Genomic DNA, 13,745 nt, shown 5'->3' on the forward strand with positions numbered 1-13,745 from the left:
AGTGGCCGATACCTCCGATGTGCACTTTTGTAGTATTTAAACACCCGTTGCGACCTATTGGAGGGACCGTGCAGACCGATATCGATCCGCGCAGCCTGATCGGCCGCAAGGCGTTCGACAGCCACGGCACCAAAATCGGGACTGTGGACGAGGTGTATCTGGACGATGCGACAGGGGCGCCCGAGTGGGCGGCCGTGCGCACGGGCCTCTTCAGCCGGGACGCCTTCGTCCCGCTCGAGCCCAGCAAGGTCGTCAAAGACACCCTGCACGTCCCGTACGAGCGCGCGCTGATCAAGGATGCCCCCGACTTCGGTGTCGGCCGCCATCTCTCCCCCGAGCAGGAGCTCCAGCTCTACCACCACTACGGACTCGAACTCCCCGAAGCTCCCGAGACGCCCGCCGCGTCCTCCGACCCCTCCGGCCCGTCCGACGGGGACTCCGGCTCCGGCCCCGGCTCCCGACCCGACCGGGACTTCGGCCGGCTGGCGGGCCGGGAGGACTGAGCGGCGTCCGCTGTCGCGGGCGGTGCCACCAGCGGTAGCGGATCGCCCGGCTCCAGGTCCGGGTCGTCGACCATGAAGGTGCGCACCCGCCCCGGCCGCCGCGACCACGGCTCCTCGAACCGCACCGTGACCCGCCCCACCCCGCTGCCCTGCACCCACCCTGCCCCGTACTCGGCATGCCGTACGTCATGCCCGGCCGGCCAGCGCCGCTCGGCGGGCGGCTGGTGTTCCGCCCCCGCGGTGCCGGCCCCTTCGCCGGCCCGTTCGCCGGCCTCGTGCGGCTCCGGACCGCCGTCCGGCTCCCCGGCCTCGGCCTGCTCACCGGCTGCGGCCTGGGCGAACAGATCCTCCTGCGTGTAGTCCGCGAGCCCGGTCACGCCCACTCCCAGCAGCCGAACCCCGCCCGTGGTGTCCACAGCCTCCAGCAGCCGCCCGGCGGCCTCCCGCACCACCGCGGGGTCGTCCGTCGGCCCGCGCAGCGTCTCGGAGCGCGTCAGGGTCGAGAAGTCGTACCGCCGCACCTTCAGCACGATGGTCCGCCCCGAGTGCCCGGACGACCGCAGCCGCTGCACACACCGCTCGGCGAGCCGCTCCACCTCGATCCGCACCCGTACCCGGTCGTGCAGATCCACATCGAAGGTGTCCTCCACCGACACCGACTTCGCGTCCCTCTCGGCCACCACCGGCCGGTCGTCGTGCCCCACCGCCATCCGGAACAGCGAGGCTCCGTGTGCCTTGCCCAGTAGACGTACGAGCTCGTCCTCGCCCGCCTCCGCCAGATCGGCCACGGTTGTCATTCCGGCCCGCCGCAGATGCTCCCCGGTCGCCGGCCCGACCCCGGGCAGCGTACGCACGGACATCGGCCCGAGCAGCTCTCGCTCCGTGCCGGGCTCTATGAGGACCAGACCGTCGGGCTTCGCCTGCTCGGAGGCGATCTTGGCCAGCATCTTGGACCCCGCGAGCCCGACCGAACCGGTGAGCCCCGTGACCGCTCGGATATCGGCGCGCAGCCGCTCACCGGTCGCCCTGGCCGACGCCGAGTCGTCGGCCGAGCCGCCCGCCTCCAGGTCCACGAAGGCCTCGTCGAGGCTCAGCGGCTCCACCAGCGGCGAGAGTCTGCCAAGCAGTTCCATCACCTGCTCGCTGACCGCCCGGTAGAGGGAGAAGCGCGGCACGAGATACGCGGCGTTCGGCGCCAGCCGCCTGGCCTGCGCCATCGGCATCGCGGAGTGCACGCCGAACCGTCTGGCCTCGTACGAGGCGGTGGCGACGACTCCGCGCGGCCCGAGCCCGCCGACCACCACCGGCTTCCCGCGCAGACTCGGCTTCGCCGCCTGTTCGGCGGCGGCGAAGAAGGCATCCATGTCCAGATGCAGAATCGTCGGCGCGGTTCTCACATCTCCGATGCTGCCCTACACCACTGACAACGGGCGCTTCAGACGGCCCGGTCGCGCCTGCGCCTGGCCAGCTCGTCGGCGGGATTGTTCCCGACCAGGGTCTCGCCGGTGTCGACCCGCTCGCCGTGCAGTTGCGAGAGCGCGGCCTCGACATCCCGCCAGACCACGCCCACGGCGATCCCGAAGACGCCCTGGCCGCCCTGCAGCAGATCGACCACCTCGTCGGGCGAGGAGCACTCGTAGACCGTCGCGCCGTCGCTCATCAGCGTCATACGCTCGAGATCCGTGAAGCCGCGGGCTCTCAGATGCTGCACCGCGGCACGAATGTTCTGCAGCGCGACGCCGGTGTCCAGGAAACGCTTGACGATCTTGAGAACGACCACGTCGCGGAAGCTGTAGAGCCGTTGGGTTCCGGAGCCGTACGCCGACCGCACACTGGGCTCGACCAGGCCCGTACGCGCCCAGTAGTCGAGCTGCCGATAGGTGATACCCGCCGCCGCACACGCGGTGGGCCCGCGGTAGCCGATCGTCTCCGTAGAGAGGTCGGCCGCACTGTCGTGAAGCGGATACGGCCCGCCCGCCGCCGTACCGTCGCCGCTGCTGCTCACGCCGACCTCCGTCCTTGACCTGCCATCTCGACGGTAGGCAGTCGCCCGGGGTGCGTCAACGATCGCCACACTCGGCACGCCGAGTGATAATCACCTTGAGAGTGGTTTCCCGTGCCCCTATTCGGGGAAAGGCTGCTCGAATGCGCCAACAGAGCCCGGCTGGGCGGTCACTGACTGTTGGTGCCGAAGTCTTCCGGCGAGATCTGATCGAGGAACTCGCGGAACTTCTCCACCTCGTCCTCCTGCTCGTCCGGGATCGCGATTCCCGCGTCGTCGAGCACCCCGTCACTGCCGTAGATCGGCGTACCGGTGCGCAGGGCCAGCGCTATGGCGTCGGACGGTCTGGCGCTCACCTCGACTCCGCTGGCGAAGACCAGCTCCGCGTAGAAGACCCCTTCACGCAAGTCAGTGATGCGGACCTCGGTGAGCTCCTGACCCACCGCCTCCAGCACATCCTTGAAGAGGTCATGGGTCAGCGGCCTGGCAGGAGCCATGCCTTGCTGGGCAAAGGCAATGGCGGTCGCCTCCCCGGGACCGATCCAAATGGGGAGGTACCGGTCGCCTCCCACTTCACGCAGGAGCACGATCGGTTGGTTCGAGGGCATTTCGACCCGGACACCCACAACGTCGAGCTCGTTCACACAGCAACCCTAGGACGTGCCCGACCGGTTTGGGTAGTCGGGCTCCCCCATGATCAGTGGAGCCGTACCCCGAGCGCCGTCTGCACAAGGGCCGCATGGAGCCGTACGGAAAGGGCCGCAAGCTCCTTCGTGGTCGCCTCGGCATGGGCCCTGGTCTGCGGATTGCGGTGCCGCCGCAAGGGTGCAACCACCTGTTCCACGAGCCCGGCCTCACGCTCGGCAGCGGCTTTCATGGCACGCAGATGCCGCGGCTCGAGTCCGAATCTCCCCAGATCCGCGACAAGCCTGGCCACCGTGACCGACTCGGCGTCGTAGGCGCCGTCCTCGTCCGCCGCGAGAAGGCCGTACGACTCCCACTCGGCCACCTCGTCCTCGCTCACCTCGGCGGACGCGAGAAGCTCCGCGCGACCCACCCGGGCAGCGGTCGGACGTTCGGGCTCCGAATCCCAGGGGCCGTCGAGCAGTTCCCGCTGCGCGCCCTGCGCGGGCAGCTTTACCTGCTCACCGCGCCCCAGGGCGTCGAGATGCTCCCGGATGACCTTCAGCGGAAGATAGTGGTCCCGCTGCATCCGCAGCACCTGTGCCAGCCGCTCCACGTCCTCCGGGCTGAACTTGCGATACCCGGACGGTGTCCGCCGCGGCTCGACCAGTCCTTCGGCCTCCAGAAAACGGATCTTGGAGATGGTGACTTCGGGAAACTCGTCGCGCAGCTGACTGAGCACCGTGCCGATACTCATCAGCCGGTTGCCCGCGGTGGCGGTGCCGTGACCGGCACCGCCCGTCGGTGTTCGTAGCATGTACCTTCCTGGGGGTCCCCCCGGACGGAGTCTGGGGGAGGTCACACGCCCCGCTGGCTGGCGTAGAAGACCAGCCGGTACTTGCCGATCTGGACTTCGTCGCCGTTCGACAGGAGGACCGAGTCGATCCGCTCGCGGTTGACATACGTGCCGTTCAGACTGCCGACGTCGGCGACGCCGAAACGGCCGTCCGGCCCTCTGCGGAACTCCACGTGACGCCGCGAGACCGTCACGTCGTCGAGGAAGATGTCGCTCTGCGGGTGACGGCCGGCCGTGGTCAGCTCACCGTCCAGCAGGAAGCGGCTGCCGGAGTTCGGACCGCGGCGCACCACGAGGAGCGCCGAGCCGAGCGGCAGCGCGTCGACGGCCGCCTGAGCCTCGGGCGAGAGCGAAGGAACGGCGGTCTGTCCGGTCACCTCGGCGTCGTAGGCCTCGATGCCGGAGATGGAGATCGTCGAGGTCGTCTCCGAGGCGCGCTCCGCCGGCGCTCCGCCCCGCAGCGGCGCACCGCAGTTGGAGCAGAACCGGCTGGCCTCGGCATTGCGGTGCCCACACCTCGTACAAACCAAGGCCGACATGGACGGGTCCTCCTGCCGCGGCTGCCCCGCGTGGGGATTGGTCGCATACGGGTCGGAGGCAAACCCTCCACCCGTACTTGAGGTTGATGGTTCCCCGAAACCTATGCGGCCGGGACCGGCAGGGTCAACAGATGACGCGCCCTGACCGCCCGAAATGTCACCACCCGGACCACCCACCTCATCCCGGAAGAGCGGCCGCTCCGCGCCCTGCTCCTCACTCTGGCCGTGGCGTGGCGCGCGGTGCCGGGCGTTGCCGCCGTCCTCGCGTGCGCTCTTGCCGAACAACTTCCCAAACAACTTCACGGGCGATTCCCCTTGACCGAAATAGACCCGCCCGTGGGGCAGGACGAACCCTCAATGATCAGACCTGCCGACCCGGACATCATCACAACGTCCGAAACCGCAAGACAGTTTCCACCACGCGCCACGCTTGTGATGTGCCGACCCCCCGAACCCTCATGCCCTCGTCCGCCGGACCTCATACTCTCCGCCTCACTGCGATGACGACCGAGCGTAGTCAGGCCGCTTCGCAGGTCTCAACGCATCCACAACGATCTTCTCCGACCGCGCTACCGTGGCCGTGGCCTGCTCCTTCTCCAGCGTCTGCACCACACCGCCCGGGATGTTCAGGGCGGGCTCCAGATCCTGCGGCTTGCCGATGACCTTGAACGTGTACGGCGCGGAGATCCGCTTGCCGTCCACCTGGATGTCGCCGCCGGTGCCGGTGAAATACGTGTCCGCCACGACCCTGGTGTCGTTGACCTGGATCGCCTCCGCACCCGCGGCCCGCAGCTCCTGGATCGTGTCGAGCAGCATGTCCGACTCGACGGTGCCGGACGGGTCCTCGATGGTCAGCGTGATGCCCGGTCCCTGCGCCGCGACTGTGCCGGCCAGGATGCCCAGCTGCTGTTCCTTCTGCAGCGTCTGCTTGCGCGCTTCCTCGGCCTGGTCGGAGCTGCTCTCCAGCTCGGTGCGCTGATCCTCCAGACGCTGCTTCTCGTCCTCGAGCCGCTGGGTGCGATTGTCGAGCTCGTCCAGGATGCGCACCAGGTCTTCCTGGCGGGCGCCACGCAGCGCACTGTTGTCGCTGTTCGAACGGACCTGGATGGCGAGTCCAAGACCGAGGACGAACAGCAGCACGGCGACGATGAGTTGAGCGCGCGTGACCCGCGGCGGCCACAACACCGCGACGAGCCGCTGCCGGCCGGTCTGCTCGCCGGTCTGCTCACCAGACTGCTCGCCGGGCTGCTCACCGGTCTGCTCCTCGGCAGGGGGCGCCACCGCCTCCGGCTCCTCGCCCTTCGGGTTTTCTTCGCTGTTCATCTGCCTCACGCCCGGAACACATGCCGGCGGATCGCGGCAGCGTTGGAGAAGATCCGGATACCGAGCACGACCACCACGCCCGTGGACAGCTGGGCACCGACGCCCAACTTGTCGCCCAGGAACACGATCAGCGCGGCCACCACCACATTCGACAAGAAGGAGACAACGAAGACCTTGTCGACGAAGATGCCGTCGAGCATGGCCCGCAGGCCACCGAATACCGCGTCGAGAGCCGCGACGACGGCGATCGGCAGATAGGGCTCGACCACCGCCGGTACTTCGGGTCGGACCAACAGTCCGACCACGACTCCCACGACGAGGCCCAGTACGGCGATCACGATGTGCCCTTCCCTGTGTCAGCCGTACCCTGCCCGGTGCCCTTTCCGGCGTCGGCGGTCTTCGGCTCTGCTGTACGTACGATCAAGCTGGGCGCCGCCGGCAGACGCACCTTTTCCTGGTTGGAAATGCTCGTGCGGATACCGAAGTTCTCCTGCAACGCGTGCAGATACTGCCCGTCGGCACTGTCCTGGAAGGCGGTGCTCAACTTCTTCCCGTCCCCCACCGCAAGCACCGTGTACGGCGGCACCAGCGGTTTGTTGTCGACCAGTATGGCGTCGCCCGCCGCACGGATCGCAGACAGGGCGGTCAACCGCTGACCGTTGATGGCGACAGCCTCCGCGCCGGACTCCCACAGGCCGTTGACGATCCGCTGCATATCGCGGTCCCGCACCCGGCCCGTGTCGTTGAAGCCGCTGCTCTCCCGCGGGCCGTCGCCGCCCTGCTCGGTGTCCTTCGCGTCGTCGACGACGAGCTTCACGCCCGGCCCCTGGACCTCTGTGGCACCGGAGAGCAGCGCTACGAGTTCCCCCTGGCCCCCGCCCCCGGTCTTGAGCGCCTTCCGCTGCCGGGCCCCCACCTGCTCACGGAGCGTGTCGACACTGCGCTCGAGCTCGTCCGCCGCGGTGGTCTCCGCGTCGATACGGTCGATGAGCTCCTCGCGCTCCTTCGCCACGACCGGTGCGGATATCCGCGCCTGCGCGGCTCCGACGGTCACGACCAGGGCCGCGAGTACCAGGCCGGCGGCGAGACCGAGCTTCGCACGCAGCGGACGGGGCAGCCCGCCGCCTTCCGCCGCCCGGCGGGCCGTCGCCTCCGCGTATCCGTCGTCGAGGCTGTGCTCCATAACGTTCGTCAGCAGCGACATGGACGCATCGGGACGCGGAGGTGGAGAGCCGGTGCTCCGAACGGGGGGCTGCTGCGACATGCCGCACATCGTCGCACGTCGCGGCTGCTACCGCCGAATGGCCCCACCGGTGTGCCGGAAGCCGTCCACGGACAACTCCCGACACACCGGCCCCACGCTAGAGACCTGCGCTGTCCAGGACGGCGGACCACTCGTCGAGCAGCGCCTGCGCCGAGGCGTCGTCCGGACCCTCGGCCCACAGATGAGTGACGGCCTCCGCGGGGTCGGGAAGCACCATGACCCAGCGGCCGTCGGGCTCGACGATCCGCACACCGTCGGTCGTATCGACATCCCGGTCGCCGGCCGCCTCGACGACACGTCGCATCACGAGACCCTTGACCGCCCACGGCGTCGCCAGATCACGCCGCAGCACATGCGCCCGCGGAATCCGGGCGTCGATCTGGCTCAGCGTGAGCTGCGTACGAGCCACCAGGCCGACCAGCCGGACAAAGGCCGCGAAGCCGTCGAAGACACTGCTGAACTCCGGAACGATGAAGCCACCACGGCCGTCTCCGCCGAAGATGGTGGTTTCCTCCCGGCCCACACGCGTCAGATCGTCGGGCGATGTGGTCGTCCACTCCACTTGAGTGCCGTGGTACGCCGCCACCTGCTCGGCGATCCTGGTGGTCGTCACCGGCAGCGCCACCCGCCCGCTGCGCCGTTCGGCCGCGACCAGGTCGAGCAGCACCAGCAGTGCGCGATCGTCCTCGACGATCCGCCCCCGCTCGTCAACGAGGGACAGCCGCTCGCCGACGGGGTCGAAGCGCACACCGAAGGCCGCCCGCGCGGAGGCCACGATCTCGCCCAGCCGCACCATCCCGGAGCGGCGGGTGTCCGCCGTTTCGGTGGGCCGCGACTCGTCGAGCCCCGGGTTGATCGTCAGGGCGTCCACACCGAGCCGTCCGAGCAGGTTGGGCAGCACAAGTCCGGCACTGCCGTTGGACGCGTCGATGACGACTTTGAGCCCCGATTCGGCGATGCCCGAGGTGTCGACATTGCGCAGCAGTGAGCCGGTGTACGAGTCGAAGACGCTGGACGGGAAGTGCAGATCCCCGATCTCGCCCGGGAACGCACGCCGGTACTCCTGGCGCGCGTACACCCGGTCCAGCTTTCGCTGCCCGCCCTGCGAGAGGTCCGCTCCGCGCTCGTCGATGAACATGATGTCCACGGAGTCCGGCACACCCGGCGACGTACGGATCATGATGCCGCCGGCGCTTCCCCGCGCGGTCTGCTGTCGCGCGACCGGCAGCGGCACGTTTTCCAGATCCCGTACATCGATGGCACTGGTCTGCAGCGCTGAGATCATGGCCCGCTTCAGCGCGCGGGCACCCCGGGAGTGGTCACGCGCCGTGGTGACCGTCGCCCCCTTCTTGAGGGTGGTGGCGTACGCACCCGCCAGCCGTACCGCCAGCTCGGGCGTGATCTCCACATTGAGGATTCCGGTGACTCCGCGAGCTCCGAAGAGATGCGCCTGGCCCCGCGACTCCCAGATGACGGAGGTATTGACGAAGGCGCCTGCCTCGATCGTCTTGAACGGGTAGACCCGCACATTGCCCTGGATGATCGATTCTTCGCCCACGAGGCACTCGTCGCCGATCACGGCGCCGTCCTCGATGCGCGCGGCACGCATGATGTCGGTGTTCTTACCGATCACGCAGCCCCGGAGATTGCAATGATCACCGATGTAGACGTTGTCGTGGATCACGGCCCTATGGAGAAAGGCGCCGCTCTTGACGACCACGTTGGACCCGACGACCGTGTGCTCGCGGATCTCCACATCGGCTTCGACCTTGGCGTAGTCGCCGATGTACAGCGGACCGCGGAGCACGGCGTCGGGGTGTACTTCCGCCCCTTCCGCGACCCAGACACCCGGCGAGATCTCGAACCCGTCGATCTCCACATCGACCTTGCCCTCGAGGACATCCGCCTGTGCCTTTACGTAGCTTTCGTGCGTCCCCACGTCCTCCCAGTAGCCCTCGGCGACATAGCCGTAGATCGGCTTGCCTTCCTTCATGAGCTGCGGGAACACATCACCGGACCAGTCCACGGAAACATCGGCCTCGACATAGTCGAATACCTCGGGCTCCATGACATAGATGCCGGTATTGACGGTGTCAGAGAAAACCTGTCCCCAGGTCGGCTTCTCCAGGAATCGCTCGACCTTTCCACCTTCGTCCACGATGGTGATACCGAATTCCAGTGGATTCGGCACCCGGGTCAGACAGACCGTGACCAGTCCGCCCTTCTCCCTGTGGAAGGCGATCAGATCGGTGAGGTCGAAGTCGGTCAGCGCATCACCGGAGATAACGAGGAACGTATCGTCCTTCAGCGCCTCCTCGGCGTTCTTCACGCTCCCCGCAGTGCCGAGTGGCTTCTCCTCATTGGCATAGGTGAGCTCCATCCCGAGCTCTTCACCATCGCCGAAGTAGTTCTTGACGAGCGAGGCGAGAAACTGCACGGTTACGACGGTCTCATTGAGCCCATGCCGCTTGAGCAACCGCAGCACATGCTCCATGATCGGCCGGTTGACCACCGGCAGGAGCGGCTTGGGCATACTCGAGGTCATGGGGCGAAGTCGAGTTCCTTCGCCACCGGCCATCACGACGGCCTTCATGTCGGAAGCGTCCTCCTTGAAGAGACGACGGTCTAGCCGACTTCACCCGTCCAAAGAGCCGCTTTGGCGTCATGCGCGGCCGGCAACACTGCACGGCAACGCATCGACGAGGTCAATCGGCTACTGCATCCGCCTTGACGAGGCGGCGGACCTGGACCACATAGAGGATCCCTGCCCACCAATACAGTGTTGTACCCCATACCGCGAACGCCCATCCGAAAATAGCAGCGAGTGACGCAAGCCACCCGTTGCCGTCGCTGAGGAGCAGCAACGGGAAGGCATACATCAGGTTGAACGTGGCTGCCTTGCCCAGGAAGTTCACCTGGGGCGGCGGATAACCGTGCCGGCGGAGGATACCCACCATCACCAGCAGCATCAGTTCCCGAGCCAATAGGGCCGCGGTGAGCCAGATGGGTAGGATCTCGCGCCAGGTCAGTCCGACGAGGGTGGAGAGGATGTAGAGACGGTCGGCGGCCGGATCCAGAAGCCGACCGAGGGTGCTGATCTGGTTCCATCGGCGGGCAAGCTTGCCGTCGAGATAGTCAGTGACACCGCTGAGCATCAGCACCAGCAACGCCCAGCCATCGCTCTTGGGGCCCCCGAACTCGGGGCGGAGAATCAGCCACAGGAAGAGAGGCACGCCAAGCAGACGCGCCATGCTGAGGATGTTGGGGATGGTGAGTACCCGGTCCGTCTGAACGCGGGTCTCCTGGACCTCCACCCGGGAGCCTCCTGTGCGGAACGTGCCAACGATGCCCCCTGACCCTACCCTCAGCCATGCGCTGGTCCTACACAGGGGTTGGCGTAATGGGGCCCGAACGCAGAAAAGCCCCGCACCATAACGGTGCGGGGCTTTCCCACAATGATTGTTCGGCGGTGTCCTACTCTCCCACAGGGTCCCCCCTGCAGTACCATCGGCGCTGAAAGGCTTAGCTTCCGGGTTCGGAATGTAACCGGGCGTTTCCCTAACGCTATGACCACCGAAACTCTATGAAGATGTACGACCCGGAATCCCACAGGGGGACTCGACAGTTCGTTGCTTCAGAACTAACACAGTGGACGCGAGCAACTGAGGACAAGCCCTCGGCCTATTAGTACCAGTCAGCTTCACCGGTTGCCCGGCTTCCACATCTGGCCTATCAACCCAGTCGTCTACTGGGAGCCTTAACCCCTCAAGGGGGTGGGAGTCCTCATCTCGAAGCAGGCTTCCCGCTTAGATGCTTTCAGCGGTTATCCTTTCCGAACGTAGCCAACCAGCCATGCCCTTGGCAGGACAACTGGCACACCAGAGGTTCGTCCGTCCCGGTCCTCTCGTACTAGGGACAGCCCTTCTCAAGACTCCTGCGCGCGCAGCGGATAGGGACCGAACTGTCTCACGACGTTCTAAACCCAGCTCGCGTACCGCTTTAATGGGCGAACAGCCCAACCCTTGGGACCGACTCCAGCCCCAGGATGCGACGAGCCGACATCGAGGTGCCAAACCATCCCGTCGATATGGACTCTTGGGGAAGATCAGCCTGTTATCCCCGGGGTACCTTTTATCCGTTGAGCGACGGCGCTTCCACAAGCCACCGCCGGATCACTAGTCCCGACTTTCGTCCCTGCTCGACCCGTCGGTCTCACAGTCAAGCTCCCTTGTGCACTTACACTCAACACCTGATTGCCAACCAGGCTGAGGGAACCTTTGGGCGCCTCCGTTACTCTTTAGGAGGCAACCGCCCCAGTTAAACTACCCATCAGACACTGTCCCTGATCCGGATCACGGACCCAGGTTAGACATCCAGCACGACCAGAGTGGTATTTCAACGGCGACTCCACAACCACTGGCGTGGCCGCTTCAAAGTCTCCCACCTATCCTACACAAGCCGAACCGAACACCAATATCAAACTGTAGTAAAGGTCCCGGGGTCTTTCCGTCCTGCTGCGCGAAACGAGCATCTTTACTCGTAGTGCAATTTCACCGGGCCTATGGTTGAGACAGTCGAGAAGTCGTTACGCCATTCGTGCAGGTCGGAACTTACCCGACAAGGAATTTCGCTACCTTAGGATGGTTATAGTTACCACCGCCGTTTACTGGCGCTTAAGTTCTCAGCTTCGCCACACCGAAATGTGACTAACCGGTCCCCTTAACGTTCCAGCACCGGGCAGGCGTCAGTCCGTATACATCGCCTTACGGCTTCGCACGGACCTGTGTTTTTAGTAAACAGTCGCTTCTCGCTGGTCTCTGCGGCCACCCCCAGCTCTGGCAGTAAATGCCGTCACCGGTGATGGCCCCCCTTCTCCCGAAGTTACGGGGGCATTTTGCCGAGTTCCTTAACCATAGTTCACCCGAACGCCTCGGTATTCTCTACCTGACCACCTGAGTCGGTTTAGGGTACGGGCCGCCATGAAACTCGCTAGAGGCTTTTCTCGACAGCATAGGATCATCCACTTCACCACAATCGGCTCGGCATCAGGTCTCAGCCTTGATGTGTGACGGATTTGCCTATCACACGGCCTACACCCTTACCCCGGGACAACCACCGCCCGGGCTGGACTACCTTCCTGCGTCACCCCATCGCTTACCTACTACCATCTTGGGCCGGCGGCTCCACCACTCCCCTCAACTCCGAAGAGATCAGGGCGGCTTCACGGCCTTAGCATTAATGGGCTCGATACTGGGCGTTTCAAAGCGGGTACCGGAATATCAACCGGTTGTCCATCGACTACGCCTGTCGGCCTCGCCTTAGGTCCCGACTTACCCTGGGCAGATCAGCTTGACCCAGGAACCCTTAGTCAATCGGCGCACACGTTTCTCACGTGTGTATCGCTACTCATGCCTGCATTCTCACTCGTGAACCGTCCACCACTCGCTTCCGCGGCGGCTTCACCCGGCACACGACGCTCCCCTACCCATCCGTACTCCCGTTGGGGATATGTGTACGAATGACACGACTTCGGCGGTACGCTTGAGCCCCGCTACATTGTCGGCGCGGAATCACTTGACCAGTGAGCTATTACGCACTCTTTCAAGGGTGGCTGCTTCTAAGCCAACCTCCTGGTTGTCTCTGCGACTCCACATCCTTTCCCACTTAGCGTACGCTTAGGGGCCTTAGTCGATGCTCTGGGCTGTTTCCCTCTCGACCATGGAGCTTATCCCCCACAGTCTCACTGCCGCGCTCTCACTTACCGGCATTCGGAGTTTGGCTAAGGTCAGTAACCCGGTAGGGCCCATCGCCTATCCAGTGCTCTACCTCCGGCAAGAAACACACGACGCTGCACCTAAATGCATTTCGGGGAGAACCAGCTATCACGGAGTTTGATTGGCCTTTCACCCCTAACCACAGGTCATCCCCCAGGTTTTCAACCCTGGTGGGTTCGGTCCTCCACGAAGTCTTACCTCCGCTTCAACCTGCCCATGGCTAGATCACTCCGCTTCGGGTCTTGAGCGCGCTACTGAATCGCCCTGTTCGGACTCGCTTTCGCTACGGCTTCCCCACACGGGTTAACCTCGCAACACACCGCAAACTCGCAGGCTCATTCTTCAAAAGGCACGCAGTCACGACTGACAGCACAAGTGCTGCCAGCGACGCTCCCACGGCTTGTAGGCACACGGTTTCAGGTACTATTTCACTCCGCTCCCGCGGTACTTTTCACCATTCCCTCACGGTACTATCCGCTATCGGTCACCAGGGAATATTTAGGCTTAGCGGGTGGTCCCGCCAGATTCACACGGGATTTCTCGGGCCCCGTGCTACTTGGGTGTCGCACAAGCAAGCCGTTGATGTTTCAGCTACGGGGGTCTTACCCTCTACGCCGGACCTTTCGCATGTCCTTCGCCTACATCAACGGTTTCTGACTCGCCCAACAGCCGGCAGACTGTTGAAGTGCGATCCCACAACCCCGTATGCGCAACCCCTGCCGGGTATCACACGCATACGGTTTGGCCTCATCCGGTTTCGCTCGCCACTACTCCCGGAATCACGGTTGTTTTCTCTTCCTGAGGGTACTGAGATGTTTCACTTCCCCTCGTTCCCTCCACACTGCCTATGTGTTCAGCAG

Annotated in this window: 10 protein-coding genes, 2 rRNA genes and 1 pseudogene (1 of these 13 only partly in view); 1 reads left to right on the forward strand and 12 read right to left on the reverse strand. The window is 65.2% G+C overall.

What is annotated here, in order from left to right:
* The first annotated feature begins 56 nt into the window (after nucleotides 1-56).
* Nucleotides 57-503: a PRC-barrel domain-containing protein gene (locus OG966_RS06535; protein WP_406733941.1), complete on the forward strand. Its 447-nt coding sequence runs from the start codon at nucleotides 57-59 to the stop codon at nucleotides 501-503.
* Here the strand turns inward: OG966_RS06535 and OG966_RS06540 are convergent.
* The 12 genes and pseudogenes from OG966_RS06540 to OG966_RS06595 all read right to left on the reverse strand — a co-directional run.
* Nucleotides 434-1,900, reverse strand: a pseudogene (locus OG966_RS06540) (DNA polymerase IV); the annotation flags it as partial. The gene OG966_RS06535 and the pseudogene OG966_RS06540 overlap by 70 nt on opposite strands.
* Before the next feature lie 38 nt (nucleotides 1,901-1,938).
* Nucleotides 1,939-2,508 carry a MerR family transcriptional regulator gene (locus OG966_RS06545; protein ID WP_389183412.1) on the reverse strand — a complete coding sequence of 190 codons (570 nt, stop codon included), beginning with the start codon at nucleotides 2,506-2,508 and terminating at the stop codon, nucleotides 1,939-1,941.
* A gap of 167 nt (nucleotides 2,509-2,675) precedes the next feature.
* Complete coding sequence (locus OG966_RS06550; RefSeq protein WP_006123076.1) at nucleotides 2,676-3,149, reverse strand: bifunctional nuclease family protein; 474 nt, start codon at nucleotides 3,147-3,149, stop codon at nucleotides 2,676-2,678.
* A 53-nt stretch (nucleotides 3,150-3,202) separates the two neighbouring features.
* Nucleotides 3,203-3,946, reverse strand: coding sequence for a transcriptional regulator FtsR (ftsR, locus tag OG966_RS06555; protein ID WP_326648485.1), 744 nt, complete (start codon nucleotides 3,944-3,946; stop codon nucleotides 3,203-3,205).
* 41 nt (nucleotides 3,947-3,987) lie between these two features.
* Nucleotides 3,988-4,869, reverse strand: coding sequence for an FHA domain-containing protein (locus OG966_RS06560; RefSeq protein ID WP_326655100.1), 882 nt, complete (start codon nucleotides 4,867-4,869; stop codon nucleotides 3,988-3,990).
* A 147-nt stretch (nucleotides 4,870-5,016) separates the two neighbouring features.
* Nucleotides 5,017-5,847: a DUF881 domain-containing protein gene (locus OG966_RS06565; protein ID WP_326648486.1), complete on the reverse strand. Its 831-nt coding sequence runs from the start codon at nucleotides 5,845-5,847 to the stop codon at nucleotides 5,017-5,019.
* A gap of 5 nt (nucleotides 5,848-5,852) precedes the next feature.
* Nucleotides 5,853-6,185, reverse strand: a complete 333-nt coding sequence (locus OG966_RS06570) for a small basic family protein (protein ID WP_003970459.1) — start codon at nucleotides 6,183-6,185, stop codon at nucleotides 5,853-5,855.
* Nucleotides 6,182-7,111: a DUF881 domain-containing protein gene (locus OG966_RS06575; protein ID WP_326648487.1), complete on the reverse strand. Its 930-nt coding sequence runs from the start codon at nucleotides 7,109-7,111 to the stop codon at nucleotides 6,182-6,184. The genes OG966_RS06570 and OG966_RS06575 overlap by 4 nt, the downstream gene beginning before the upstream one ends.
* Nucleotides 7,112-7,208: 97 nt before the next feature.
* Nucleotides 7,209-9,704 (reverse strand): mannose-1-phosphate guanyltransferase, encoded by a 2,496-nt coding sequence (locus tag OG966_RS06580; protein ID WP_326648488.1) that lies wholly within the window; start codon nucleotides 9,702-9,704, stop codon nucleotides 7,209-7,211.
* A 112-nt stretch (nucleotides 9,705-9,816) separates the two neighbouring features.
* A complete protein-coding gene (locus tag OG966_RS06585; RefSeq protein ID WP_326648489.1) occupies nucleotides 9,817-10,425 on the reverse strand; it encodes a CDP-alcohol phosphatidyltransferase family protein in 609 nt (202 codons plus the stop codon).
* Nucleotides 10,426-10,572: 147 nt separating this feature from the next.
* A 5S ribosomal RNA gene (rrf, locus tag OG966_RS06590) occupies nucleotides 10,573-10,689 on the reverse strand.
* An 86-nt stretch (nucleotides 10,690-10,775) separates the two neighbouring features.
* A 23S ribosomal RNA gene (locus OG966_RS06595) occupies nucleotides 10,776-13,745 on the reverse strand; it runs 155 nt beyond the window's last position.

Origin of the sequence: Streptomyces sp. NBC_01750, assembly GCF_035918095.1 — a bacterium.
GTDB lineage: Bacteria > Actinomycetota > Actinomycetes > Streptomycetales > Streptomycetaceae > Streptomyces.